At 69.5% G+C, this 26,251-nt stretch carries 21 protein-coding genes and 1 pseudogene; 14 read left to right on the plus strand and 8 right to left on the minus strand.

What is annotated here, in order from left to right; genetic code table 11:
* Nucleotides 1-30: 30 nt before the first annotated feature.
* Nucleotides 31-912 carry a hypothetical protein gene (locus Ari01nite_RS19590; protein WP_203782715.1) on the minus strand — a complete coding sequence of 294 codons (882 nt, stop codon included), beginning with the start codon at nucleotides 910-912 and terminating at the stop codon, nucleotides 31-33.
* Between the two features lie 69 nt (nucleotides 913-981).
* Between Ari01nite_RS19590 and Ari01nite_RS19595 the strand changes: the two genes are divergently transcribed.
* From Ari01nite_RS19595 to Ari01nite_RS19615, 5 genes are all read left to right on the plus strand, one after another.
* On the plus strand, nucleotides 982-2,412 hold the full coding sequence (locus tag Ari01nite_RS19595; RefSeq protein ID WP_203782716.1) for a CCA tRNA nucleotidyltransferase: 1,431 nt from the start codon (nucleotides 982-984) through the stop codon (nucleotides 2,410-2,412).
* 38 nt (nucleotides 2,413-2,450) lie between these two features.
* Nucleotides 2,451-2,906: a methylated-DNA--[protein]-cysteine S-methyltransferase gene (locus Ari01nite_RS19600; RefSeq protein WP_203782717.1), complete on the plus strand. Its 456-nt coding sequence runs from the start codon at nucleotides 2,451-2,453 to the stop codon at nucleotides 2,904-2,906.
* Nucleotides 2,897-3,964 (plus strand): DUF4232 domain-containing protein, encoded by a 1,068-nt coding sequence (locus Ari01nite_RS19605; RefSeq protein ID WP_203782718.1) that lies wholly within the window; start codon nucleotides 2,897-2,899, stop codon nucleotides 3,962-3,964. Before Ari01nite_RS19600 ends, Ari01nite_RS19605 begins: the two co-directional genes overlap by 10 nt.
* A gap of 146 nt (nucleotides 3,965-4,110) precedes the next feature.
* Nucleotides 4,111-7,008 (plus strand): hypothetical protein, encoded by a 2,898-nt coding sequence (locus Ari01nite_RS19610; protein WP_203782719.1) that lies wholly within the window; start codon nucleotides 4,111-4,113, stop codon nucleotides 7,006-7,008.
* Nucleotides 6,957-8,759: an SGNH/GDSL hydrolase family protein gene (locus Ari01nite_RS19615; protein WP_203782720.1), complete on the plus strand. Its 1,803-nt coding sequence runs from the start codon at nucleotides 6,957-6,959 to the stop codon at nucleotides 8,757-8,759. Before Ari01nite_RS19610 ends, Ari01nite_RS19615 begins: the two co-directional genes overlap by 52 nt.
* A 49-nt stretch (nucleotides 8,760-8,808) precedes the next feature.
* On the opposite strand, the gene Ari01nite_RS19620 is transcribed toward Ari01nite_RS19615, so the two are convergent.
* Complete coding sequence (locus Ari01nite_RS19620; protein WP_203782721.1) at nucleotides 8,809-9,393, minus strand: SMI1/KNR4 family protein; 585 nt, start codon at nucleotides 9,391-9,393, stop codon at nucleotides 8,809-8,811.
* Between the two features lie 166 nt (nucleotides 9,394-9,559).
* Between Ari01nite_RS19620 and Ari01nite_RS19625 the strand changes: the two genes are divergently transcribed.
* The gene (locus Ari01nite_RS19625) at nucleotides 9,560-10,099 is read left to right on the plus strand and encodes a ricin-type beta-trefoil lectin domain protein (protein ID WP_203782722.1); all 540 of its coding nucleotides are present in this window, start codon (nucleotides 9,560-9,562) and stop codon (nucleotides 10,097-10,099) included.
* A gap of 71 nt (nucleotides 10,100-10,170) precedes the next feature.
* Here Ari01nite_RS19625 and Ari01nite_RS19630 read toward each other — a convergent pair whose 3' ends face one another.
* Complete coding sequence (locus tag Ari01nite_RS19630) at nucleotides 10,171-11,250, minus strand: inositol-3-phosphate synthase (protein ID WP_203782723.1); 1,080 nt, start codon at nucleotides 11,248-11,250, stop codon at nucleotides 10,171-10,173.
* A gap of 24 nt (nucleotides 11,251-11,274) precedes the next feature.
* Nucleotides 11,275-11,922, minus strand: a complete 648-nt coding sequence (locus tag Ari01nite_RS19635; protein ID WP_203782724.1) for a PadR family transcriptional regulator — start codon at nucleotides 11,920-11,922, stop codon at nucleotides 11,275-11,277.
* 159 nt (nucleotides 11,923-12,081) lie between these two features.
* On the opposite strand from Ari01nite_RS19635, the gene Ari01nite_RS19640 reads away from it, so the two are divergent.
* The 3 genes from Ari01nite_RS19640 to Ari01nite_RS19650 all read left to right on the plus strand — a co-directional run bounded on the left by Ari01nite_RS19640 (nucleotide 12,082) and on the right by Ari01nite_RS19650 (nucleotide 17,018).
* Nucleotides 12,082-12,549: a DUF5318 domain-containing protein gene (locus tag Ari01nite_RS19640; RefSeq protein ID WP_203782725.1), complete on the plus strand. Its 468-nt coding sequence runs from the start codon at nucleotides 12,082-12,084 to the stop codon at nucleotides 12,547-12,549.
* Nucleotides 12,550-12,930: 381 nt separating this feature from the next.
* The gene (locus tag Ari01nite_RS19645; RefSeq protein ID WP_239162855.1) at nucleotides 12,931-15,369 is read left to right on the plus strand and encodes a transglycosylase domain-containing protein; all 2,439 of its coding nucleotides are present in this window, start codon (nucleotides 12,931-12,933) and stop codon (nucleotides 15,367-15,369) included.
* Between the two features lie 113 nt (nucleotides 15,370-15,482).
* A complete protein-coding gene (locus Ari01nite_RS19650) occupies nucleotides 15,483-17,018 on the plus strand; it encodes a glycosyltransferase family 87 protein (protein WP_203782726.1) in 1,536 nt (511 codons plus the stop codon).
* 4 nt (nucleotides 17,019-17,022) lie between these two features.
* Here the strand turns inward: Ari01nite_RS19650 and Ari01nite_RS19655 are convergent, their stop codons facing one another.
* The 3 genes from Ari01nite_RS19655 to Ari01nite_RS19665 form a co-directional block, all read right to left on the minus strand.
* Nucleotides 17,023-18,891 carry a hypothetical protein gene (locus Ari01nite_RS19655; protein WP_203782727.1) on the minus strand — a complete coding sequence of 623 codons (1,869 nt, stop codon included), beginning with the start codon at nucleotides 18,889-18,891 and terminating at the stop codon, nucleotides 17,023-17,025.
* A gap of 227 nt (nucleotides 18,892-19,118) precedes the next feature.
* Nucleotides 19,119-19,595 (minus strand): hypothetical protein, encoded by a 477-nt coding sequence (locus Ari01nite_RS19660; RefSeq protein WP_203782728.1) that lies wholly within the window; start codon nucleotides 19,593-19,595, stop codon nucleotides 19,119-19,121.
* Between the two features lie 818 nt (nucleotides 19,596-20,413).
* Complete coding sequence (locus tag Ari01nite_RS19665) at nucleotides 20,414-21,190, minus strand: deoxyribonuclease IV (RefSeq protein WP_203782729.1); 777 nt, start codon at nucleotides 21,188-21,190, stop codon at nucleotides 20,414-20,416.
* 126 nt (nucleotides 21,191-21,316) lie between these two features.
* On the opposite strand from Ari01nite_RS19665, the gene Ari01nite_RS19670 reads away from it, so the two are divergent.
* The 5 genes from Ari01nite_RS19670 to rplI all read left to right on the plus strand — a co-directional run bounded on the left by Ari01nite_RS19670 (nucleotide 21,317) and on the right by rplI (nucleotide 24,281).
* Nucleotides 21,317-22,306, plus strand: coding sequence for a hypothetical protein (locus Ari01nite_RS19670; RefSeq protein WP_203782730.1), 990 nt, complete (start codon nucleotides 21,317-21,319; stop codon nucleotides 22,304-22,306).
* A gap of 302 nt (nucleotides 22,307-22,608) precedes the next feature.
* Nucleotides 22,609-22,899 carry a 30S ribosomal protein S6 gene (gene rpsF, locus Ari01nite_RS19675; RefSeq protein WP_203782731.1) on the plus strand — a complete coding sequence of 97 codons (291 nt, stop codon included), beginning with the start codon at nucleotides 22,609-22,611 and terminating at the stop codon, nucleotides 22,897-22,899.
* 63 nt (nucleotides 22,900-22,962) lie between these two features.
* Entirely contained in the window at nucleotides 22,963-23,541 is a 579-nt protein-coding gene (locus Ari01nite_RS19680; protein WP_203782732.1) for a single-stranded DNA-binding protein, read from the plus strand.
* Between the two features lie 36 nt (nucleotides 23,542-23,577).
* Entirely contained in the window at nucleotides 23,578-23,817 is a 240-nt protein-coding gene (gene rpsR, locus Ari01nite_RS19685) for a 30S ribosomal protein S18 (protein WP_007073789.1), read from the plus strand.
* Nucleotides 23,818-23,831: 14 nt separating this feature from the next.
* On the plus strand, nucleotides 23,832-24,281 hold the full coding sequence (gene rplI, locus Ari01nite_RS19690; RefSeq protein ID WP_203782733.1) for a 50S ribosomal protein L9: 450 nt from the start codon (nucleotides 23,832-23,834) through the stop codon (nucleotides 24,279-24,281).
* A 77-nt stretch (nucleotides 24,282-24,358) separates the two neighbouring features.
* Here rplI and Ari01nite_RS19695 read toward each other — a convergent pair.
* Nucleotides 24,359-26,251: pseudogene (locus Ari01nite_RS19695) on the minus strand (hypothetical protein); the annotation flags it as partial.

A 26,251-nucleotide genomic window follows, 5' to 3' on the forward strand; every position in this document is an offset into this window, starting at 1 on the left:
CCACCATTGCAGTCACCATAAAGGGGTAGGTCACAGCGTGCGCCGCAGGAGGGTGCCCGGCTCGGCGCCGGCCAGCGTCTCCACCATCCAGTACGCCTCGGCGGGCACCAGCGGCTCACTCAGCGCGTCCAGCACCGTCGGATGATCGCAGCCCGCCTCGGTGAGCGCACCCAGCAGCGCGGGAACGGGAGCCAGGTCACCGGTGGCGAGGATGTGCCGGGCCAGCGGGCGGGTCTCGGCGTACCAGGACTGTCGCGGGACGCGGTCCAGGTGCGCGGCCGCCAGGCGTACGAGCTCAGCCAGATCCTCCCGCGGAAAGCGGGACCCGGACCGCACCTCCAGCAGCGCGCCGGCCGGCCGGGTGAGCACCCCGATCGTGGCGTCGTCGAGCACCCGCGGCGACAGCGCCGGCGGATCGGGCCACCAGTCCGCGCCGGCGAACAGCGGCAGTGGCGTCTGCTCCGGCTCGTTCGTGACCGGCGGCGGCACGTCGCGCAGCAGTGAGCGGAACGCGGCCGCGCGCATCGCGGCCACGGCGCGCTCGTCGTCGTCCGCGGTGGCCGGCGCGAACGGCGTCAGCAGCGCCACCACCAGCCCGGGGTGCGGCAGCGTCGGATCGGCCAGGGCGATCACCCGGGCGCACAGGTCGAGCTCCCACCAGCGCAACGCGGCCGGCCACGGCCCACCGGCCGACGTCCAGCCCAGCTGGACCGGCTCGGAGGAGGCCGGGCCGCGCAGACCCAGCGCCCGCTCACCGGTGGCCGGATCGAGATCGAGCACCAGCGCATAGCCGCCGGTGACCGGGAAGGACACGCGCAGTGCGCGGGCTTCGGCATCGACGTCGGTGGCGGCGTCGCCCGTCCAGAAACCGGGGTCCTCGGTGAGGCGGCGCACGGCCTCGGAAACGGGCACCCGTCCATCCTGCCAGGCACCGGCCCACCACCCAGGAGCGGACGGGCCGTTCGATAACCTGGTCATCCCATGTCTCTGTTAAATGCCGCCCAGCAGAACGCGGTCGCCGAGTTGCTCCGCGTGTCCCCCGTCGCGGACGAGCTGGGGCGCCGGTTCGGCGCCGCCGGGCACGAGTTGCACCTGGTCGGTGGCTCGGTACGCGACGCACTCCTCGGCCGTCTCGGCGACGACCTCGACTTCTGCACCGACGCGCGGCCCGAGCAGACGCTCGCCGTGGTGCAGGGCTGGGCGGACGCCATCTGGGAGACCGGCCGCGAGTTCGGCACGATCGGCATCCAGAAAAACGGCCTGCGACTGGAGATCACCACTTTCCGGGCAGAGGCGTACGACGGGGTAAGCCGCAACCCGATCGTGGCGTACGGCGATTCGCTGCTCGAGGACCTGTCCCGCCGCGACTTCACGATCAACGCGATGGCGGTGTCGCTGCCCGGCCACGTCTTCACCGATCCGTACGGTGGCCTGGCCGACCTCGCCGCCCAGCTGATCCGGACGCCCGCCGCGCCGTCCCAGTCGTTCGGCGATGATCCACTTCGGATGCTGCGCGCCGCCAGGTTCGCCGCCAAGCTCAGGTTCACAGTGGACGAGCCCGTCATCACCGCGATGCGCGACATGGCGCCCGACCTCGACCGGATCACCGCCGAACGGATCCGCGACGAGTTCACCAAGCTGATGTGCGCCGCCGACCCGATCACCGGCCTGCGGCTGCTGGTCGACACCGGCCTGGCCGACCGGTTCCTCCCGGAGATCTCCGGGCTCAAGCTCGAGATCGACGAGCACGCCCAGCACAAGGACGTGTATGAGCACACCCTGATCGTGGTCGCCAACGCGATCCGGCTGGAGGGCGACGAGGAGCCCGACTTCGTGCTCCGGATGGCCGCCCTCATGCACGACGTCGGCAAGCCGGCCACCAAGGCGGTCGGCCGCGACGGCCGGGTCAGCTTCCACCACCACGAGGTGGTCGGTGCGCGGCTGACCAGGCAGCGGATGAAGGCGATGAAATACCCCAAGGACGTCACCGCCGACGTGGTCGAGCTGGTCGCCCTGCACCTGCGCTTCTACGGGTACGGGCGGGGCGAGTGGACCGATTCGGCGGTCCGGCGGTACGTCACCGACGCCGGTCCGCTGCTCACCCGCCTGCACCGGCTGACCCGTTCCGACGTGACCACCCGTAACCGCCGCAAGGCCGCCAACCTCGCCGCCGACTACGACGCGCTGGAGGAGCGGATCTCCCGGCTGCAGGCCGAGGAGGACCTGGCCCGGGTGCGGCCCGACCTGGACGGCAACGCGATCATGGAACTGCTCGGCGTGCCGCCCGGCCCCATTGTCGGCCAGGCCTGGCGCTATCTGAAGGAGCTGCGGCTCGACCGCGGCCCGCTCCATCACGACGAGGCCGAGGCCGAGCTGTTCAAGTGGGCCCGCGATCAGGGACACATCGCCTGACCGACTTTCTGTCAGACCCTCGGTGCACAATCGGGGCCATGTTCGTGGTCGAGTCGCCGATCGGGCCGCTGGGTGTGGCGGTCGAGGGAGAGACGGTGGTGGGCGTGCGCTTCGGCGCGCGGCCCGGAGCGGCCGGCGCCCATCCGGCCGCCGAGCAACTGACGGCCTATTTCGCCGGCACGCTCACCGAGTTCACCGTGCCGGTCGAGATGCGCGGGGGCTCCGAGTTCGAGCGGGCGGTCTGGCGCGAGATCGCCCAAATTCCGTATGGCGAAATGCTGACCTACGGTGCGATCGCCACCGCCCTGGGCGACCCCGGCGCGGCGCGCGCGGTGGGCACGGCCTGCAACCACAACCCGGTGCCGGTGATCGTCCCGTGCCACCGGGTGGTCGGCGCCGGCGGCAAGATGGTCGGCTTCGGCGGCGGCCTCGACCGCAAGCGCCGCCTGCTCGAGTTGGAGGCCCGGGTGACGTTGACCCGGGCGTGGAGTTGACGGCGGTGCCGAGCCGCCGATGGGCCGTCACCGTTCTGGCGTCCGCGCTGGCTGCCGGCTGTGCGCAGTCCGCCGAGTCCGAGCGGCCGGTGCCGATTCCGTCCGAGGCGTTCTCACTGCGGGCGGACGGCGCCGTTCCCTGGGCCGACGAGCCCATCGAGAGCGTCCACCCACAGCCCGCCGCGCCGACGGTGGCGCCGGGCACGGCCCCGTGTGAGGCGGCTCAGCTGACCGGGAGCTTGGACAGATGGTGGCAACCGCGGTCGACCGAGCAGGCCGGCGACGCGCCGCTCGGCGGACAGCTGATCGGCGAGGTGGTCGTGCGCAACACTTCCGCCACCGACTGCACGTTGCAGGGCTCGGCCGCGGTCCGCTTGTTCAGCAAGGGCGCAGAGGTGCCGGTCGGCCGGCTGAGCAGCGCCGGTGAGGAGGCGCACAGGCGGGTGGTGCCGGTGCCGGCAGGCTCCTCCGCGCTCCTGCGCGTGGCCTGGTCCGGACCGTTCTGCGCCGCCGTCGATCCGCCGTTTGAGCTGCGGGTGCGCCTTCCGGCGGAGGGTGGAGAGGTCCTGGCGCCGGTCCGGCCGCGGGAGCATCCGGCGTGCAGCGGCAACGCCGAGTCCATCCTGTCGGTCGGCGCCTTCACCACGCCCACGCCGACCGACCCGCAGGCCGCGGTTCGCTCGCCGCTGTGGGATCTGCGGGCCGCGGTGAGCGGCCCGGCGACCGCCCGACCGGGCGGGCGCATCAACTACACCGTCACCCTCACCAATCCGACGGCCGAGGCCGTCAGCCTCCTACCGTGCCCGGGCTACCTGCAGGAGGTCCGTGCCTCGGCGAACGGCGTGGTGACCGCCTCCACCTCGCAGCTGTACCGGCTGAACTGCCGGCCGGTGTCCGAGATCGCGGCGCACGACGAGCTGCGCTTCGACATGGTCGCCGAGGTGCCGGCCAAGGCCGCCGCGGGCGAGACGGTGCAGATCACCTGGAGTGTGCAAACGCCGCAGAACCTTCCCAGCGAGCACCTGGTCGGGATCCTCACGGTGACCGTCACCACCTGACCCGGCTGTGCTGAACGGGACAGACAAGCATCGGTGACTATCGATATCCTGGCCCTCGCCAGTGCCAGTCGATATTGATGGCATCAGATGTGAAACGGGGATCGATGGCACAACTAACGCTTCAGCCTGCCCGAAAAACGTTCGCGATGGCGGCGGCAGTTCTGCTCCTGTCCAGCCCGGCGATGTCAGGCACCGCCCACGCCGCACCGGGAGCACCGCCAACGCCTGGTTCCGCGCCGACGCAGGCCGAACCAGCCGACCGCGTCCCGCCCGCCGATCGCGACAAACTGCTCGCTCAGGGATGGCGCACCTCCGCCGACCGGGTCTGGACGACGTCCGGCGACGCCAACGGCTTCCATGTGCTCACCGCCACCGCCAGCTCGGGCTACACCTGGGAGACCGCCGCCAGCCTGTCCGAGCCGGGCTTCGACACCGACCGGTGGATCGGCAACGCCTGCGTCACCGGATCCGGCCGCCGGCTGGTCGTGGTCTACGCGCCACGTACCTTCACCAACAAGGCACACCTGTTCGACCGGGGCGGATTCACCGCGGTCGTGGACCTGAAAACCCACCAGGTCACCAAGTTGCCGGTGCAGTCGTCGCTGGCCTATTTCAACCCGGGCTGCGGCGCGGGCGAGACCGCCGTGATCTCACAGTTCGACGGCGAGACACGCGAGGATCCGAAGGACACCACCACCGAGAGCCGGCTGTTCACCATCGACGCGGCCGCACGGAAGCTGTCCAAGCCGATCCATCTGGCGACCGAACTCAGCTCGCCGGTCCCGGTGGGTGACGGGATCACCGCGGCGGCGGCCGGAGGACTGGTGACGGTGTCGGCCACCGGCAAGGTGACCCGATCCGCAGCGGCGACGGGCGTGCCGTTCCGGCTGGTGCCCGACCGATCCGGCGCCGTGGTCTTCATGGACCGTGCGGACGACCAGGCACGGGTCAAGCGGGCGGCCGGCGGGGCCGTCACCGAGCTGGCCCGCGGCACCACGGCCGAGCTCGGCCTCGTTCGCGGCGACGGCGGCCGGGCCTTCATCACCGGCCGGCCGGCACACGTTTCGACGCTGCCCGCGACCGTACGCCAGATTGCCGTTGCCCCTGGAAGCGAGCTGTCGACCCGGGGTGAGCTCGCGGTGCAGCGGGTCGCGGCGAGTGATCCGAGGCTGCAGGCCAACGATCCCGCCGTGGCCCGGGCCGTTGACGTCACCGCGACGGTGACCGCCTCCGGCAAGCACCTCAGCTTCCGGATGACTCCCGAGGTGGCCAGCCCGGAAGCGATCGCGGGCCGGGCGGCGAATCCGAAGCTCGGCGCCGCCGCCCGGACGACGGGCCTGTCCGCGGCGGAAGCCGGCTCGCCGACCAACCCGGTGGAGGCCGAACGCTACTGCTCGGTGCCCCGCAACGATGTCGCGAACCAGGCGGTCCAACCCAAGCCGCGCAACGTGGAGTGGGCGGTCAACCAGGCAATCGTCGGGACTCTCAACCAGGTGGCGTCGCGGCCGGCGAACTGGAAGAACTACGGCATGCCCGCCTACGCGCCACAGACGCTCTTCCCGGCACCGGCCCTGCTGCCGGCCGGACGCGTGCCGGCGCAGATCATGCTGGGCATCATCGCCCAGGAGTCGAACATGTGGCAGGCGGCGAGGTACGCGCTGCCCGGTGTGCCGGCCAATCCCCTGATGGGCAACTTCTACGGCCGTGACATCTACAACTCGACGGAAACCGACGACTGGGACATCAACTGGGCCGACGCCGATTGCGGGTACGGCCTGACCCAGGCGACGGACGGTATGCGGCTGGCGGGCCACGAGAAGACCGACGAGAACGGGAACAAGGTCGAGATCGCGCTGCCCTATCAGACGCAGCGTGCGGTGGCCGTGGACTTCACCGCCAACATCGCGTACGGCCTCAAGATCCTCCACGAGAAGTGGAACCAGACCTACTCGGCCGGTCTCCGGGTACACAACGCCGACCCGTCCGCGATCGAGAACTGGTTCTTTGCGGTGTGGGCCTACAACTCCGGCTTCTATCCGAACAAGAACGACGGATCCCCGTGGGGCGTCGGCTGGCTGAACAACCCGGTCAACCCGAGGTACGACCCGCTGCGGCACCCGTTCATGACGGTCTATGAAGATGCGCGAACCCCGCAGAACTGGCCCTACCCCGAGAAGGTGCTGGGCTGGGCCGGCAACCCGATCACCGCGACCGAGTCGCCCGGCGTGGAGCTGCGCGGCTACAACTACGCCTGGTGGGGAACGGACCAGGACAAGGCCAAGGTCAAGCCGCCGCTGGAGCTGTTCTGCACGGCGGACAACAAATGCGACCCGAATGTCAAGGTTCAGCCGAACGATCCCGACGTCGTCAACGAGAAGCCGGGCCCGTGCCTGAACAAGAATGCGTCCGGCCTGTACGACCTCAAGTGCTGGGCGCACTCACCGGTCGGCTGGAAGGCGCCGGCCGGAAGTCCATGCAACACCTGCGGAAACGAGCAGCTCCGATTCAACCCCGGCTATCCGTGGTGCTCGACGGCCGGGCAGACCGGCTGCGAGAGCGACGGGATCAGCTACCCGCCGGCCTGTTCCGTCTCCACCGCGGAGATCGGCGACGAGATTGTCGACAACGTACCGGCCGACGCTCCCTCACCGCGGCCGTGCGGGCCCAAGACACCCACTGCCGGCACCTTCGACCTGGCCTTCGCCGGCGAATCAAACGGCACGTACCCATCGAAGATCGATTTTCATCAGGTCGGCGGCGGTTGGCAGGGCCACTACTGGCGGGGCAGTACCCGCACCGAGGCGGCCCAGGGCGGCAAGCTCAAGGTGACCGGCACCTGGCGGTTGGGCAGCACGTGGCGGTATGGCGCCTACGAAGTCAAGATCTCCGTACCGGAGTTCGGCGCCTGGACCGAACAGGCCAAATACACGATTCACCTCGGCGGCGGCAAGACCCGGTACCGCGTGATAAACCAGACGTGGCAGGCGAACAAGTGGATCAGTCTGGGCATCTCTCGTTCACGGACCGGCCGGCCGTCTCGCTGACCACCGTGGCCAAGGACGGAACCGGGGACGACAGCGTCATCTTCGACGCCGTCTCCTTCCACTACCGGGGCACTGGAGCGGGGCGGCACTACGTCGCCATGGGTGACTCGTACTCCTCCGGTGAAGGCCTGGCGCCGTACGACCGCAACAGCGACCTGGAGCGTACGAACGGCACCCGGGGCAGCTCGAAGAACGCCTGTCACCGGGCCCAGTCGGGGGCCTGGCCGACGCTCGTGCGCGACCCGTACGACGATTCGATATTGGCGCAAGGGGGGACGTTCGGCTTCATCGCCTGCTCCGGAGCCACGACGACGGCGATCACGACCGACGCGGTGAACAGCCCGCCGGCCGCCTCCGATCAGGGCGGCCACACCGACTGGGGCTCGGCGAAGTATCAATGGGGCGAGCTAACCCAGGTCGAGCAGGGTTGGCTGGACGAGGACACCGACTATGTCTCGATCTCGATCGGTGGCAACGACGTCAGATTCACCGACATCATGAAGGGCTGCATAGCGTCGGTGAGCGCCTGTGACGGCGCAGGCTACCGGCTGACCAGGATCAACGGCGTGGTTGATCCGGAACCGCTGCTCGACTACGAGACCAAGGTGATCCGGGACTGGCTCCCGGCCAAGCTCAAGGCCGTCTACCGATCCATCCATCGGGCCGCGCCGAACGCGCAGATCGTGGTGATGGGCTACCCGCAGATGTTTCCCGACGAGGAGGGCAACAACGCCTGCTGGAACATCGGGTCCAGCGCGCGGCTGTTCATCAACGTCCTGGCGGGCCGGCTGTCGATCACCACGGCGAAGGCGGTCGACGAGGTGCGGGCGGAGGGTGTGGACATCCGGTACGTCGATCCGTCGCTCAAGTTCCGCATCGGTGCCGACGGCGACAAGCACTGGGCCTGTGACGGCACCAGCGGCAAGCAATGGATCAACGGCATCACGGCACCGACCACCGACGGAAGCGGCACCAACACCCCCGGCACGGGCAGCTGGCATCCGACTGTCGCGGGTCACCGGGCGCTCGCCGACCTGATGAGCATTGCCATCGCCGAGGACCGGGTCTTCGACACGAAGCCGAACGACGCACGGCACATCGCCGACCGGATCATCGCATACGTGCAGAGCCGGGGCGGTGATCACAGCCCACGGTGGACGATCACGGACACCCAGGCGATGCTCGCCGCTCAGCGTTGCCTGGACCTGACCCGGCGCGGTGGTGTGGTCGGTGATCCCTGCCTCAAGATGCCGATCTTCTTCCCGACCGCGGACGACGCCCGGGGTGCCGCCCGCAACGACGACCAGGCAATCGATGCAAATCCGGCATGGGTCGCGCTCAACTACGCCAGCGAGGCCGCGAAGAAGAACGATGTCAGCAGCCGAGACTGGTACATGAACCCCCAATACGGGCAGACGTCCTGTCCCGAACAGCGTCCGGAGGACCAGTGCGACGAGTTCCCCTTCTACAGCTCCGAGCAGGGCGGAGCGTGGGACAGGTGGACGGGAGGCCAGAACTCGCCGCTGAGCACCCGCCTACTCATGATCCCTAAGACGGAGAACGGCACCGAGGGCCGTCTGCTCGGTGCGATGTACCACAAAGTCGAGTGCAACATGACCAGCGCTACCTGGGAGAACATCGTTGCTGCCGGGCACACCAACCAGCTGCTCACCAACGGATCCTGGTATTTGACGATCCCGCTGGTGGACGAGCAGGCGAACGTCGGCAACAAGACCTTCTACGTCTGCTGATCAACGGCACCGAGAGGGGCCCCCGGCCGCGAACGGCTGGGGGCCGGTGTCACAACAGCGGCCGCAACTCCGGCGGCACCGCACCGGCTTGCACCCAGCGGCCTTCGGCGGGAGACCAGGTGAAGACCCCGGCTTCGATAGTCCTCGTCCAGGTCGTGACGACGTCCGCCCAGCTCGGAGCGGCCACGGCAAAGATGTTGTCAGGTGCGTGCCCCCACAGGTGGATCGGCGCACGATCGCCGTCCGAGGCCGACAGGTCGGCGAAGAGCCATGCGTTCCCGACCGTGACCACAGGGAGGAACGACGGAGACCATTCGCCATCCCAATCGTCAGGGTCGAAGGGCCGGTCGTTCATGTCGAGCTGAAAGCTGCGCTCGTCCAGCGCCTCGGCGAGCGACATCAGCGTCCAGGGCCCGGCACCCACGGCCGATGGGCCTCCACTGGCCTTTCCGGTGACGGCGCCGTCGTGCCAGCCCCACCATTGCCGCAATTCGGCGGGCAGAACCAGGCCATGCTCCACCTCGTACGCGTCGATTTCCGCGGCCGGCAGCCCGGCCGCGAGATTGTCTGCGATTGGTGCACCCTGGGAACGCCATGCCGTTTCCAGACGATTCAGACCTTCGTCCTCGATCATTCGCCCATAGTCGCATCCGGGCGCATCGGAACGACCGGATGGGCAGGTATGCGACCCGGACGGCGGCAGGGTCGACAATCCGACATCAATATATTCAGTTGCATCAATGTATTTCTATGGTTACGATGCTGCCTAATGAACAGCAAACCAAATGGGGGAGAGTGAGTTGTTCGTGACCCGCAAATCGATCATTGCGGCTCTGGCGGCCGTATGTTCGGCGGCCCTGATTCTGGTAGCGCCCGCTGCCCCGGCAAGGGCGGAGAGCGTGCAGACCTTCCAGAACGCGTATCTTCGCCGAGGCTTCATGCTCTCGTGTTGCGATTCCAACGCGGCGGCACCGGCCTGGCTCGAGCAGTTCGGAAACGCCGCATGGACGGTCTACTCCGTCGGCTCGGTGAACGGACACGGCATCGTCCGACTGCAGTCCGCCGACAGGCCCGCCGCCGGCTGCCTCGACAGCCACGGCAATAACGCCGGCGGCTCGGTGTGGGTTCAGGCTTGCAACAGCGGCGATTACCAGAAATGGGAAGTCTTCAACGTCTCGTCCGGTGGTGAAAGCTTCGTGGTGTTCAAGAGCCGGGGGGCCTATACCCAGCAGGGTGGCCGGCATCTGTGCGTTGCCGGCAAACTCGTCACCAACGGGGTGCGCGAAGGCATCCACCTGGCCACCTGCAACACCGGCGATTCCTGGCAGCGATTCTTCTAGGTTGCTTGAAAAGCCGGACAGCAAGGAACAGCCGGGCCGCGGAGCGGCCCGGCTGTTCTCGTTTACGCAGGTCAGCGCTCGATCTCGCCGCGGATGAAGGCCTCGACGGCGTCCTTCGCGTCGTGGTCGTTGTACTGCACCGGCGGCGACTTCATGAAGTAGGACGACGCCGACAGGATCGGGCCACCGATGCCGCGGTCCTTGGCGATCTTCGCAGCCCGGACCGCGTCGATGATGACGCCGGCCGAGTTGGGCGAGTCCCACACCTCGAGCTTGAGCTCGGCGTTCAGCGGGGTGTCACCGAACGAGCGGCCCTCCAGGCGGATGTAGGCCCACTTGCGGTCGTCGAGCCACGGCACGTGGTCGGACGGGCCGATGTGCACGTCGCTCTTGACCATCTCGTGCGGGATCTGGCTGGTCACCGACTGGGTCTTCGAGATCTTCTTGGAGACCAGGCGGTTGCGCTCCAGCATGTTCATGAAGTCCATGTTTCCGCCGAAGTTGAGCTGGTACGTGCGCAGCAGCTCGACACCGCGGTCTTCGAACAGCTTGGCCAGCGCCCGGTGCACGATCGTCGCACCGACCTGGCTCTTGATGTCGTCACCGACGATCGGCAGGCCGGCGTCGGTGAACTTCTGCGCCCACACCGGGTCGGACGCGATGAAGACCGGCAGCGCGTTGACGAACCCGCAGCCCGCGTCGATCGCGGCCTGGGCGTAGTACTTGTCCGCCTGCTCGGAGCCGACCGGCAGGTAGGAGACGACCACGTCGACCTGCGCCTCCCGCAGGGCGGCGGCGACGTCGACGACCTCGGCCGGGGACTCCTCGATGATCTCCCGGTAGTACGTGCCCAGACCGTCGAACGTCGGTCCACGCTGGACGGTGACGCCGGTGGGCGGCACGTCGGTCAGCTTGATCGTGTTGTTCTCGCTGGCGACGATCGCCTCGGCCAGATCCATGCCGACCTTCTTGGCGTCCACGTCGAACGCCGCGACGAACTGCACGTCGGATACGTGGTAGTCGCCGAAGGTCACGTGCATGAGACCCGGGACGCGGTCGTTCGGGTCGGCGTTCCGGTAGTACTCCACACCCTGCACGAGGGACGAGGCGCAGTTACCCACACCGACGATGGCGACGCGGACGGAGCCCATCGCGTTTGCCTCCTTGTTTGTTCATCACGGCCGGTCCAGGTGCGGACGCGGGGGTTCGGGGGATGCGTCCCCGGCCACCGGCTTCTGCGGCTCGGTGGTGGGGATGTCGATGGCACCGGCGGGACCCGCCGGCGCGCGGCCGGAGCGCTCGTTGGTGATGAGCTCCTCCAACCAGCGGACCTCGCGTTCGCAAGCGTCGAGGCCGTGGCGCTGAAGTTCGAGGGTGTACGCGTCGAGCCGGTCGGCGGCGCGGGACAGCACCTCGCGCAAGCCCTCCCGCCGCTCCTCGATCCGCCGGCGCCGGCCTTCGAGGATGCGCAACCGGGTGGCCCGGTCGGTACGGGAGAAGAAGGCGAAATGCACGCCGAAACCGGCATCGTCGTAGGTTTCCGGGCCGGCCTGCGCGAGCAGGTCGGCGAACCGCTCCTTGCCCTCGGCAGTGATCTTGTAGACAACCCGGCCGCGCTTGCTCGTCATCGGGGGAATGATCGACGGATCCGAGGCGGATTCGGTGATCCATCCGGCCGATTGCAGACGTTTGAGCGTCGGGTACAGGGTGCCGTAGCTGATCGCCGCGCGGATCGTGCCCAGCTTGGTCGCGAGCTCTTTACGCAGCTCGTACCCGTGCATCGGGTTTTCCTGGAGCAGGCCCAGGATCGCCAATTCCAACATCGGCCACCCCCTCCTTCTGCCCCCGATGTATCGGGCCGATACATCGCTACCGTAGATCCACGGTTGCCAGGGCGCAACATGATGACGAAGACGGGAGCACCGCGCCACGCTGCGTGATGACTGTCGCCGCCCGCGCGCTGACCGCGTACTCTCTTCGCCATGCGCACGCAGCGGCAGGTCGTGGACTACTCGCTACAGAAGCGAGCAGTGCTGCGTGACGTGCAGAGCGGCCGGATCGGGACGCTCGAGGTGTGCGACGCCTCGCCGTACCTGAAAAACGCTGCTCGCTTCCATGGCGAGCCGACCGACGACCGCTGTCCGGTCTGCCGCCGGGACAATCTCACCCTGGTGCATTACATCTACGGCGATGAGCTCAAGCAGTCCGCCGGACAGGCCCGCAAGCTGGCCGAACTACCGGTCCTGGCGATGACGCTGCGTGAGTTTCAGGTGTTCGTCGTGGAGGTGTGCCGCTCGTGCGCGTGGAATCACCTGATCCAGCAGTACATGCTGGGCCGGGACGCGCTGAACGTCGACGAACTTGATCGGGGCGAGGCCATGGCCTCGTCCGCCGCGGGCCGCCACCGCGGGACAGGGTCGTCGTCACATGGCAGGGAGGGCCGCCGTTGATGTGGCTCGATCTCGTTACCGTGGAAACGACGACTCCGACCGACTGGCGCATCCAGCGCAGCAAACGGTCAATGACGACATCCGACAGGGCGGCTGCCGGTACGCAGCCCAAATCGACCGCATGTGGCCGTGCGGGCAGGGGCCCCTCCAGGGCTCTTCCGGCAGGCGCCACCGCGACCGAGGTGTGACCGAATGAACTCGTACGGCGATTCGCAGTCTCCGCGTGCCCGGGCCAGCGTGCCCGGGTCCGGTGCCTCCCCGCCTGACGACAGCCGTCCAGCCCCCGACGCCTATCGGCGCGGTGCCGGCGGGCGTGCCAGCGTGGGCAGCGCCTCGGTCGGTTCGGCATCGGCGGGTCGCGCCCCGGTCGGCAGCGCGTCCGTGGGTGGCACCACCGGCTCCGCCCGGGTGGGCGGCACGACCGGCTCGGCCCGCGTCGGCGGCCGCGCCTCGGTCGGCAACGCCCCGGTCGGCGGCATCACCGGTTCGGCCCGGGTCGGCGCCCGCGCCTCGGTGCGTCCCGGCCTCGACGGGCCGGAGTCGCCAGGCAGCCCCGGCCGCCCGAGCCTGGAGCGGTCGAAGGCGGCCAAGAAGCGCCGCCGGGCCAACATCCTGACCGCCGCGGCCGCCGTGGTGGTCATCCTGCTCGGCGCCGGCGTGGTCGGCGGCACCTACTTCTTCGACAGCGTCGAACTGCCGGCCGCGAAGACCGAGGACCAGTCCAACGTCATCCAGTACGGCAACGGCGCCCCGCTCGCCAAGATCGGCGACCAGAACCGTACGGTCGTGCCCGAGTCGCGGATCAACAAGTACGTCAAGGACGCGGTCATCGCGGCCGAGGACCAGAACTTCCGCGATCACCACGGCATCGACATGAAGGGCATCGTCCGCGCCGCGTGGAACAACTTCACCGGCGGTGCCACCCAGGGCGCCTCGACGATCACCCAGCAGTACGCGCGGCACGTCGCCGACCTCAAGGACATCAGCATCAACCGCAAGCTGCGCGAGGCGGTGATCGCCCGCAAGCTGGAGTCGCAGTACAGCAAGGACGACATCCTCGGGCTCTACCTGAACTACGTCGACATGGGCTCGGGCCGCTACGGCATCGAGGCCGCGGCGCAGGGTTACTTCGGCAAGTCGACGCTCACCCCGATCAACGAGAAGAACGCGGTCACGCCGTACGAGGCCGCGGTTCTCGCCGGGATCATCAAGCAGCCGTACCCGGACAAGATCTCGAAGGGCTTCGACCCCACCCAGAACCCCACCGGTGCCAAGGACCGCTGGGAATACACCATGAAGGCCATGCTCGGCCTGGGTGCCATCACCCAGGAGCAGTACGACAAGCGGGTCTTCCCCAAGCCCAAGCCGCGCAGCGCCAGCACCTGCAAGACCTGTGCGGCAGACACCGCGGTCGGCATGGTCATCCGGCACGTCCGGGCCGAACTGGCGGCAATGGGCATCGACGCGAACGAGTTCGAGCGCGGCGGCCTGACGGTCACCACGACGATCGACCCCGACGTGCAGAAGGCGGCTGAGCGGGCCGGCTCGCGGTCCAGCAAGACCTCGCCGATGAACGGCAAGCCGAAGTCCTACCAGGCGGCGGTCATCGGCATCGACCCGACCAGCGGGCGGGTGCTCGGCTACTACGCCGGTGACGACCCCACCGGTTACGACTATGGCGGCTACCTCTCCGATGATGGCACCAAGATCCTCGGTGGCCAGTCGCCCGGCTCGACCATGAAGATTTACACCCTGGCGGCCGGGCTCAAGGAGGGCTTGTCCTTCGACAGCATCTGGAACGGCGAGCTGAAGCGGCCGAACGGCAAGGAGATCAACAACGCCGGCGCCGACCCGGGCCGGATCTGCAGCGGCAAGATCAAGTTCTGCGACCTGGAAACGTCGACGATCAAGTCGTACAACTTCCCGTTCTACTGGATCGCCGACACGATCGGCCGTGACAAGGTCATCTCCGCGGCCAAGTCGGCCGGCGTCAAGCACATGTTCAACGACGACGGCAAGATGATCGACCTGACCAAGACCAACGCGTCGACCTGGGGCAAGTCCTTCGACAACGAGGTCGCGTTCGGCCAGTACCGAGTGGTGCCGCTGGAACACGCCGAGGGCGTCTCGACGATCGTCAACCAGGGCGTGCACCACAAGGCGCACTTCATCAAGCAGGTGAAGCGGGTCAACCCGGAGACCGGCAAGACCGAGGTCTTCGGCCAGGACAAGGCTGAGGGCAAGCGAGTCTTCGACGCCGACCAGATGTCCAACCTCACCGGCGTGATGAAGAAGATCGTCCAGACCAACAACCGCAACCTGGACAACGGCCGCGAGGCGATCGCCAAGAGTGGCACCTGGGAGTTCGACGACGAGAAGGACGACGACGTCGGCAGCGGTGACTGCTGGTTCGTCGGCGGCACCCCCAACCTGTCGGCGACCGTGTGGGTCGGCGGCAAGGGCAACAAGGTCGAGCTCAAGGACAACGGGCGCGACATGTTCGGTTCCGGCACGCCGGCGCGCATCTGGGAGAAATTCCTCAACGAGGCGACCGACGCGATGAACCTCAAGAAGGTCGACTTCCCGCAGCGGATCCCGACCGGTGACCCGGCCAAGTTCGGCAACGGTGAGCGTCCGCCGGCGCCGCAGAACGACTGCGCGCTCCAGCTGATCGGCATCGAGTGCAACGGCCCCGGCAACGGCGGTCCCGGCAACAACGGCGGCCCGGGCAACAACGGTGGCGGCCAGGGCAACGACGACCAGCAGGACAACGGCAACGTCGGGACATTCCCGTTCAACACCACAACACCAGGCACTTAGCTGCCCTGACCGGTTCTCCTGGCCGGCGTGTGCCCGCACCGGGTACACGCCGGCCGTTTTTTCGCCGGAGGTCGTCCCGTAGTGCGGCTCGCCATACGGCATGATGCGATGTCATGAGCACGCAACCGTCCCAGGACATCGACCGACCCGACGGCCCGGCTCCGGCCGAACCGGCGACGGGGGACGGTTTTGTGCGTGGTCTGTCCCAGGCCATCGGCGGCCCGCTCGGCAAGCACGCGGTCCGGTCCGACTCGCGGCCCGACAGGTTCTGGTCGGCCAAGCGGATCATCCTGGCGCTCGTGTGCCTCACGCTGGCGCTGTCCTGGGTGCAGAAGTCGCCGTGTCAGAGCGGCGACTGGCAGAAGAACGTCCAGTACACCCGGTTCTGCTACACCGACGTGCTGGCCCTGTACTACGCCGAGCACCTCAACGAGGGCAAGGTGCCGTACAAGGACTGGCCGGTGGAGTACCCGGTGGTCACCGGCTACTTCATGGGCGCGCTGGGCCTGCCGGTGCACGCGTACGGGCAGGACAATCCCGAGATCAACCAGGGCACCTGGTTCTACAACATCAACGCCCTGATCCTCTCGATCTTCGCGGTCGCCACCGCCGCCGTGATCCTGGCACTGCGCCGCCGCCGACCATGGGACGCGGCGATCTTCGCGCTGTCCCCGATCATCTTCTTCACCGCCACGGTCAACTGGGACTTCCTGGCGATCGGGCTGGCCGCCATCGGTCTCTACCTGTGGGCGAAGAAGCATCCGGTCTGGGCCGGCGTCTTCCTGGGACTGGGCGCCGCCGCGAAACTCTGGCCGTTGTTCATACTCGGCCCGATCCTGGTACTCGCCATGCGCACGAAGTCGTACGTGCCCTGGTTGAAAGCTTTTATGGCGACCGCCGCCACCTGGGCCGTGGCGAACTTCCCGGTCTGGTATCTGTGGCACGAGAGCTGGTTGCGCTTCTTCCGCCTCAACTCGGAACGCCCGATCGACTGGGGCACATTCTGGTACATCGGCCGCTACCTGGACGGCAAGTGGAACAGCGGCAACCCCGGTGACCAGGGCCCGTTCCAATGGCTGAGCAACCACGTGGACCCGCACCTCAACTACCTGACGTACGGGCTGTTCGGCCTGTCCTGCATCGCCATCGCGATCCTGGCCCTGCTGGCGCCGAAGCGGCCCCGCCTGGCCCAGCTCAGCTTCCTGGTGGTCGCGGCCTTCCTGATCTTCAGCAAGGTGTGGTCCCAGCAGTACGTGCTGTGGCTGCTGCCGCTGATCGTGCTGGCCCGCCCGCGCTGGGGCGCCATCATCGCCTGGACGGTGGCGGAGTTCGGCTACTTCACGGCGTTCTACGCCGAGCTGCTGGGCGCCGGTGGCAAGCCGGTGATCCCCGAGGGTACGTTCGTGCTGGCCTCGTCGCTCCGCCTGATCACCGTGGCGATCCTGTGCGGCCTGGTGATCCGCGAGATCTGGCGCCCCGAACTCGACGAGGTCCGCAAGACCTACGGCGACGAGGATCCGGACGCCGGCACCCTCAACCGCCCGGACGCGCCGTGGATCAGTTCGTTGCGGCGCAGCTTCCGGGTGGACCGCACGCCGAAGCCCGAGACGCCTTCCACCCCGGAACCTGTGATGTCCGCGAGTTCCTGACCGGCTACCGCTGGGACAGGAAGAACGTCGGCTGGTTGGGCAGTGACGGCTGGGTGCCGGGCTGCGCCGGGAACGTCGGCGTCGTGCTGCTGCCCGGCAGAGGCGGCAGCGTCGGCTGGTTCGGGGGCAGGTTGGGGTCGATGGGCGGGAGGCCGCCGCCGGGCTGCTGGGTGTTCGGCGGCTGGTTGAGGCGGAACAGGACGGCGTCGTCGAGGTCTTCCCGGCTGATGCCGAGCGCGTCGACCGGGATGTCGCCGGCCTGTTCCCAACTGGTGCCGGGGACGTAGTCGCGCAGCAGCAACACGGTGTTGACGCCCTCGGAGCGCAGGTATTCGATGCTCGCCACGTCGGGAAAGCCGGCCACGTTACGGCGTAGTTCGGCCTGCCGGGCGGTGGCGAAACCGCCAGCCCCGTTGGCTATCGGCTGGAACCGGCTCGTCGACCACAGCATGATCATCTGGTCGGTGAGGTCGGAGGTGGGCAGCACCAGCATCGGGTTGGTCACCGTGCGCATCGCCGCGGGCTGGGCCGGCACCACCGGATGTGCGGTCGCGTTCCAGCCCTCGACCAGGACCAGCGCGAACGGGACGAAGGTCGCCAGGCGCAGCCACGGGCCGGGCCACGGCGGGATGCGCTGTTCGGCCAGGTGCTCGGCGCGCCGGACGAACTCGGCGACGGCCCCGGCCGCCAGCACCGCCAGCAGCAGGGTGGTCCACAGCATCAGGCGACCGGGGATGCGTACGGCCAACGAAGCCGGCAGATGGCCGAACAGCGGAAGGTAGGTCCATCGGCCATCGAAGAAGTTGGTGCCGAGCGCCAGCACGATCGTCGCGGCCAGGCCGAGGAGCAGGAGCAGCCGCTGGCGGAGCGTCCAGATCGAGAACGCCAGGCCGGCGAGCGCAAGCGCGTACAGCACGAAGCCCGGCAGAAGCGACATCTCGGCCGGCCAGCTCAGCGACGACCGGGCCACCTCGTGCGGCGCGCCCCAGATGCGCGACTCGGCCGGGCCGATCAGCAGGCTGCGCAGCGGCGGCGAGAAGAACCGGATCTCCGACGTGGCCGTGCTCGTGCCGCCGGTCTTGAAGTAGGGCACCGCGATCAGCGCACCGATGCCGACCACGATCAGCGGCCCGAGCAGATCGGTGACCAGCAGCCGCCAGCCGAGCACCGGGCGTTCCGCGGGCCGGCGCAGCCACCGGATCGGCGCCCAGATCAAGAGCACGATCAAAATCAGTCCGAGTACGCCGAGGAAGGGCAGCCCGAGCGAAAAGCCGAGCGACACCTGCCAGGCCGCCACCAGCCACCCGAGTGCCGCCCAGCCCACGTTGCGCCGGTCCCGCCGGTAGCCGCGCCGCAGCGACCAGCCGTGCCCCCGGGCCAGCATCGCGAGCGCCAGCGGAATGCCACCCGCCGAGATGATGTCGAGGTGCCCCTCCTGCGCGAGCCGCCAGGGCGCGAACGCGAACGCCACCGCCGCCACGGCCGACCCGGTGCGCCCCGCACCGAGCTGCCGGACCAGCGCATAGGCACCGATCAGCAGCAGCGCATGGGCCAGGACAAAAAGGATGTTGTACCGCAGCGTGGCGGCCAGCGGCCCCTCACCGATCATGCCGAACGGCGCATAACCGAGCAGACTGTCCCCGAACGCAAAGCTGTTGGGTTCGGCATAGAACGCGTTCGCCTGCCAGAGCTTCACCGGATCGGTCAGCAGGATGTGCCCGCTCCACGCGATCTGCCAGGCCTGCCGCGCCGGGTCACCGAGGTCCTGCGGCAGCGTGTGCAGCGGATACTGCAACGTCGGCCAGGTCATCACCACCGCAACAACCAGAGCGGCGTACGTGACCAGCGCATACTCATGAACAAAAGCCGACATGAACGCCCGAAGCCCAAGCCGGATCCGTCCCGGCCCACGTTCCGTGGCCGCGGCAAACGCCGCCCACGGATCCTGCGGCACATCGGCCGGGCGCTCGCTGGGCAGCGGCTCTTTCAGCCGAACCGGCGCGTCCGCCCCCTGGATGACAACGGCCACAATGGGCATACCGGACTCGGTGGTGGTGGGGATGGGGGTCTGCCGCTTCCGGAGGAGCCGCTTTCCCCAGGTCAGAAAGCGCCGCCAGCCGGGCTCGGCCGCCGACACCGCACCCGCACCCACGCCCGCGCCCGCACCCGCGCCCGCGCCCGCGCCGACGCCTGCACCCGCGCCGGTGGCAGCCATGCCGGCGGCCGCCGCGCCGCCGGCTTGCCGGGCGCCCCTGTGCAGGACACCCCTACCTTGGGGGGCGCCACCACCGTGCGCGGCGTCGGCGGGTTGCCGGCCACCTCCAGTTTGCGGGGCATTGCCGGGTTGCCGGCCACCTCCAGCTTGTGGGGCGCCGCCGGATAGCGGGGGACCTCCAGCTTGCCGGGGGCCAGCTTGCGGGGGGCCAGCTTGCGGGGGACCTCCAGCTTGCGGGGGACCGCCGGAAAGCGGGGCGCCGCCGGGTTGCCGGCCATCTCCAACTTGCGAGTCACCGGCGGGTTGCCGGGCACCAGTTTGCGGGCCACCAGTTTGCGGGCCACCAGTTTGGGGGCCGGCACCAGCGTGCCGGGGGCTGCCGGGTTGCCGGTCAGTCAGCGGTTTCCGTTCGCCCACTGGCGTGCCCGGCGGCCAGACGGAACGACTGCCGGCCCGCTCACTGCCCGACAAATCAGATTTGTCGGGCGAGGGAGGACTGGCTGGCGGAGGACTGGCTGGCGGAGGACTGGCCGAGGGCGGCGGCGTGGAATCGGCGGTGCGGGCAGGTGTGGTGGGCTGGTGGGGATTACGTGCCGGTGCGGGCTGGTCATTGGCAGAGGTTGGGGTCGGGCGGCGGTACAGGGCATCGTCCGCGGCGGGACGCGGGCGGACGACGCGAGGCTGATCGGGGGTGGCCGGGGCGTCGCCGGGCGGTGGCGGGTGCCCGGGCCGGCCCGGGCCGCTCGCGGGATCGCCGGAGCGGGGGGTGGTGGCCTCGGAATCGCCGGAGCGGGCGGTGGTGGGCTCGGAATCGCCGGAGTGGGCTGAGGCTGGGGCGGTGGTGGGCTCGGGCCGGCCGTAGACCTGACGGAGGTCGCTGTTGAAGTATGAGGAGGCTGAGCCGCCGCGCCGGGGTTTCGGCGGGCGGATCGGGGTGGGGCCGGCCTCGCCCGGGCGGGCGTCATCGCGCTCGGGGTCGGCGGCGGCGGGCGAGACCTGGGTGGCCGCGGGCTGGGCGCTGCCGGCCGCGGGCTGGGCGCTGCCGGCCGCGGGCTGGGCGCTGCCGGGGTCGTCGGGGGCTGGCTGGTTGGCGGCCGAAGGCTGGGACGGACCCGCGGGAGGCTGCGGCTGGTCGGTGGTCATGGTCCTCCCCAGTACCGGCGCCCCCAATGCCGGCGCGTCAGCGGCCCGCCTGTTCGCGCAGGAGGGCGATGTCGGCGGTCTGGCCCTCGACGCCGCCCGGCGTCTCGACCACGGCGGGTGCACCGGAGGCCCGGATCGCCGCCACCACCAAGTCGGTGCCGATCTTGCCACTACCTAGGTTGTCGTGTCTGTCCTGGCCGGAGTCGAATCCGCCCTTCGAGTCGTTTGCGTGGATGAGGTCGATCCGGCCGGTGATCGCCTTGACCCGGTCGACGATGCCGACGAGGTCTTCGCCGCCGGCGAAGGCGTGGCAGGTGTCCAGGCAGAAGCCCGCGCCGAAGCCGGCGACCGCGTCCCACAGGCGGGCCAGGTCGTCGAAGCGGCGGGCGCACGCGTTGTCGCCGCCGGCAGTGTTTTCGATCAGGATCGGCACGGGCAGTCCGCCGTCCTTTTCCGCGTATTCGAAGGCCTTGCGCCAATTCTCGAACCCGGCCGCCAGATCGGCATCTCGGCCGACGTGGCCGCCGTGCACGATCAAGCCTTTCGCGCCCAGTTCGGCGGCGGCCCGGGCGTGCGCCATCAGCAGCTTGCGGCTGGGGATGCGGATCCGGTTGTTGGGGGACGCGACGTTCACGATGTACGGCGCGTGGATGTAGATGTCCACGTCGGACTCGCGCAGGATCGCGGCGTCCTCGCGTGGTTTGGGGGTTTTGTAACCCTGCGGGTCGGTCAGGAAGAACTGCACGGCGTCGGCCCCGCGGGCGACGGCCGCATCCAGGGGATCGGCGGGATCGACATGGGCTCCGATGCGCATGGGTTGAGCCTACGACGCGGGTACGACGGTTTCGCCCCGCGTCACCGGGCCGCGCCAGGCCTCGTTAGCTCCATTGATCACGCTTGACGGCAACCGGCGCGGCCGGTCCGAACAGGGAGATGGTGCATGTCGCGGCAGTTCCGATACCGGGTCACGGCGATGGTGCTGGGCGGTCTGATCTTCGGGGCGCCGCTGTTGACCAACGGCACGGCGAGCGCGGAGCAGACCGAGCCGGTGGCCGAGGGCGGCCGCCAGGTGGTCTTCGAGGGCGGCGGCGGGATGTTCGGCCTGTCCTGCCGATCGCGGCCGGACGTCGAGTCGATGGTGGTGCCCGCGGAGAGCACCGTCCGGGTGGTCAACCGCACCGGGTACAGCGCGAAGCTGATGCTCAGCGGCGACACCAAGGGCGTGCTCCCGGACGACGCGGTGACCGAGGTGGTCTTCCGCCGGGGCACCACGTCGGTGCTGCTCGAGCCGAACTGCGCGCTCGGCGACGACGCGATGCCGGTGATGGTCACCGCGTCCCCGTCGGCCGGCGTGCTGCCCGATCCGGCGCCCGCGACGGCGGCGACTGCGGAGCGTCCGTCGTCCGCGCCTTCGGCGGCGGATTCGCCCTCCGGGCCGGCCTCCGGAGCAGTGCTTCCCGACTCGGCGCCGGCTTCGCGTCCCCACCGGGTTCTTTCCACGGGTACGACGGGAACGCGCGGGCCGGTCGTGCTGCGTACCTCGGCCGTGGCCCAGGCGGCCACCACCGCGGCGCAGGCGATGCCGCAGGGCAGCGGCACCTCGCGGGTCAAGACTCGGACGCAGCCGCGCACCACGGGCGGCACGCTGCCCGCGTTCGCCGGGATGCCCCCGGGTGAACAGAAGAAGCTGCTCCCCGGCGTACCCCCGCTGGATGCGACCCCGGCCACCCAGGAAGCCGCGCCCGGGGCAGTGAGCCCGGAACCCAGCGAGATTGCCGCGGCGGAGCCGGTGGCGGCGATGCGGCCGATGCCGGACAGCACGCCGATCGGGCTGCTGGCGCTGATCGCCGCGGTGTGTGTGATGGGAGTGGGCGCGGCGGCTATTCGGGCAATCGTGTCGGAGCGTGCAAATCGGGCAAAAATGGCGTAAGCTATCGCCACCAAGCTCCGCGGGGCGGCCGCGTCCAACCTCATCGGTGTGGTCGTTCCTCCCCAGGTCCCACCCAGCGAAAGCGGATCGGGCGCCCCGCGGCTCCACAGAAAAGGGACCCCGTCCACGGACGGGGTCCCTTTTTGGGCAGCTGGAACGCCTGGGTATGCTTGCTCGGTTCGCAGTGTCGGCCGTGGGCTCGCACCCACGGTTCTTTTATGGAGTTCCGGCAGTGCGATCGACACAAGACCTCCTGCCACGGAGAGACCGTGGCCGTTCAGCCCACAGGAGGTGAGAACGTCTTGCGTCATTACGAACTCATGGTGATCCTCGATCCGTCGCTCGAGGAGCGCACCGTCGCCCCGTCGCTCGACCAGTACCTGAACGTGATCAGGACCGCGGGTGGCTCGGTGGAGAACCTCGACGTCTGGGGCCGTCGCCGGCTCGCGTTCGAGATCAACAAGAAGGCCGAGGGCATCTACGCCGTCGTCGACCTTCAGGCGACCCCCGAGGCCGTCGCCGAGCTGGACCGTCAGCTGCGGCTCAACGAGAACATCCTGCGTACCAAGATCATCCGGCCCGAGACCCGCTGAGCCTCGTTTTTGTCAGGGGGTTCTGAGAGCCTCCAACGAACGAACAGCGGCGAGGAGTAGATCATGGCAGGAGAAACCGTTATCACGGTCGTCGGTAACCTCACCGACGATCCCGAGCTGCGCTTCACCCCGTCGGGTGCGGCGGTTGCCAAGTTCCGCATCGCGTCCACGCCGCGGACCCTGGACCGGCAGTCGGGCGAGTGGAAAGACGGCGAGCCACTCTTCCTTGCGTGCAACATCTGGCGTGACGCCGCCGAGCACGTCGCCGAGTCGCTGCAGCGCGGCGCTCGGGTGATCGTGCAGGGCCGGCTGCGCCAGCGGTCTTACGAGACCCGCGAGGGCGAGAAGCGCACCGTCTACGAGCTCGAGGTCGACGAGATCGGCCCGTCGCTGCGGTACGCCACGGCGAAGGTACAGCGGATGAGCCGCTCCGGTGGCGGTGGCGGTGGTTTCGGCGCCTCCAGCGGTGGCGGTGGTGGTGGCGGTGGCAACCGGCAGCCCAGCAACGGTGGCGGCGGAGGCAACTTCGACGACCCGTGGGCGACGGCCGCCCCGGCCTCCGGCAACCGCTCCGGCGGTGCCGGCGGTGGTGGCGGCGCCGGCGGTGGCAACTCCTCGTTCGACGACGAGCCTCCCTTCTAGCCCATGCGGGCTGCAAAGAGTTCAGGAGTAAGAGCAATGGCTAAGGCTGCGGCGCTTCGCAAGCCGAAGAAGAAGGTGAACCCGCTCGACAAGGACGGGATCACCTACATCGATTACAAGGACACCGCGCTGCTGCGCAAGTTCATCTCCGACCGGGGCAAGATCCGTGCCCGCCGCGTCACCGGGGTGACCTCCCAGCAGCAGCGGCAGATCGCCCGCGCGGTCAAGAACGCCCGCGAGATGGCGCTCCTGCCGTACACGGCAACGGCGCGCTGAGGGGGGTCGGCGAAATGAAGATCATCCTCACCCAGGAGGTGTCGGGTCTCGGCACCCCCGGCGACATCGTCGAGGTCAAGAACGGCTACGGCCGTAACTACCTGCTGCCGCAGGGCTTCGCGATCCAGTGGACCAAGGGCGCCGAGAAGCAGGTGGCGGTCATCCGCCGGGCGCGCGACGCCCGCGAGATCCGCGACCTGGGCCAGGCGAATGAGGTCAAGGCGCAGCTGGCCGGCCTCAAGGTGACGCTGTCCGCGCGTTCCGGCAACGGTGGCCGCCTGTTCGGCTCGATCACCCCGGCCGAGATCGTCGACGCGGTCAAGGCCGCCGGCGGTCCGTCGCTGGACCGCCGTCGTCTCGAGATGCCCGGTCACATCAAGACGACCGGCTCGTACAACGTGCAGGTCAAGCTGCACCCCGAGGTCACCGCGACCTTCCCGGTCAACGTGGTGTCGGCCAAGTAGTTCCGCTACACGCGTCAACGGCGCGTCGGGCTCCGGCCCGGCGCGCTGTTTTCGTTTCGGTATCGCTCGCGTAGCTTCTAGCTCAGGCTGTTGCCGGTGATGGCGGAACTCAGTACGGTGGCCAGACCACCGCCCACGACCGCGGCAGCGAGGCCGACGCTGATCGCTTTCCAGGTGCCGCTGACCTTGCGGATGCCGATCGCGACGAGCACGCTCAACACGAGCGAGATGAGAAACTGCGGGGCGGCGCTGGCCAGTGTGCTCAACGCCTGGGCCCGGGAGCCGGTGTTCACCACAAGCATGTACAGGACAAAGAGGACAATCGGTACGCCGTACCAGATCACGGTGTAGCCGACGGCGGCCAGCGGGCCGCCGGAGCCCTGATCATCTTCCTCGTCGTCCGGATCGAGCAGGTCGCTGCGCCGGCTCATCGGGAAGCCGCCGGCTACCGGACGCCGCTCGTAGGCGCCGGTCAGACTGGGATAGGCACCGCTCGCCCGGGCCCACGACTCGCGCTGCGGCGCGGCCGGTGCGAGGAGGGACGTCGCGGTGTTGGAGAGGTTGGAGGCCTGCGGGACAGCGGCTGAGCCGCTCGACCGAAAGGGCATGTAGTCCGCGGTGCCGAATCGCCGGGACTCGCCGTCGGCGAGATCGCTCTCGTCGGACAGATCCCGCCGCCAGTCGGCACCGCCGCTTTCGCGATAGACAGCGGCGCCCTTGGCGGCGTCCGACCCGTCGAGCCCCCATGAACTCGGATCGGGCCGCGCGCGACCGGTGGCCTTGGGTCCACCGAGCGTCCAGGACTGCTCCTCCTGCTGCGCGTCCGGTCCGCCGAGGGTCCAGGACGGCTGGTCGCCGGCCGACCCTCCGAGCCCCCAGGACGACTTGTCGGGCTGCTGCGGCGCACCCGGGCCGCCGAGGCCCCAGGATGCCTTGTCCGGCTGTCCGCCCGATCCGCCGCCCGATCCGCTCAGCGTCCAGGACGGCTGCTCGGCCGGCGGCGCGGAGGGGCCGGCGGGAAGCGCCCGCGACGGCTTTTCGGCGACTGCCGGGCTGCGGGCCTCCGGGCTCACCGCGGGCTCGTAGCCGAGATCCGCGGCGGCGCGGCGCAGGCCGCCGGTCGACGGGCCGTCGCCGTTGACCGCGTCGGCGTTGTAGGGAACCACGGCGCTGCCGGTGCTCGGAACCGCGCTGACCTGGGCACTGCCATAGGCGGTGCCACGCCGGCGGCCACCGCCACCGCCGCCGCCACCGCCGCCGTACGGGTCGCCACCGCCGCGCGGCGGTGCGCCGCCGCGACCGCCGTAGCCGTCGTCACGAGGGCCGTAAGCGGCCCCGCCGCCTCCGCCGCCTCCGCCGCGCGGGCCGCCGAAGCCACCCCCGCCGCGCGGGGGGCCGTAGTCGTCGTCGGGGCCGTCGTCGTAGGGCGGGTCGTCGTCGTACTCGCCGCCCTCGTCCGGGTCGAGTCGGGCGCGGCCGCTCGGCAGCTCGCGGCGCTGTCCGTTGCCGTACGGCGTCGAACTGCGCGGCGCGCTCGCCGACCCGGAGAAACCGCCACCGCCGCGCGGCGGGGTGCGCCAGTCGTCGTCGGAGTCGGGCTGCCGTCGGGGTCCTGGGGCAGGCTCCGCAGCGGACGGGCCGGCCGGCAGGGCACGTCGTCCACCGGCCTCGCGGCGGGCGGCCTCGGCGCGCCAGGCCTCCACCCGCGGGTCGTCCTCGGACCGGCTCCACTGGCCGGTGTCGGGGTCGCGGACCCAGCTGCTGGTGTCCGGCTCGGCGGCCCACGAACCGGTCTGTTCACGCCAGTCGTCGCCACCGCCGCCGTAGCGCGCCTTGCCCTTCGACGGTGAGCGCGGCAGATCGCCACGGGTGCGGCGGCCGCCGGGGGCGCTCGGCGAGCCGACCGTGCGGTCTTCGGTGTGCCGGCGGGCGGCGCGGCCCTGAGGTGCGGCCACGCCGCGGTCGGGACT

The organism is Paractinoplanes rishiriensis (assembly GCF_016862375.1).
In the GTDB taxonomy this organism is placed as follows: domain Bacteria; phylum Actinomycetota; class Actinomycetes; order Mycobacteriales; family Micromonosporaceae; genus Actinoplanes; species Actinoplanes rishiriensis.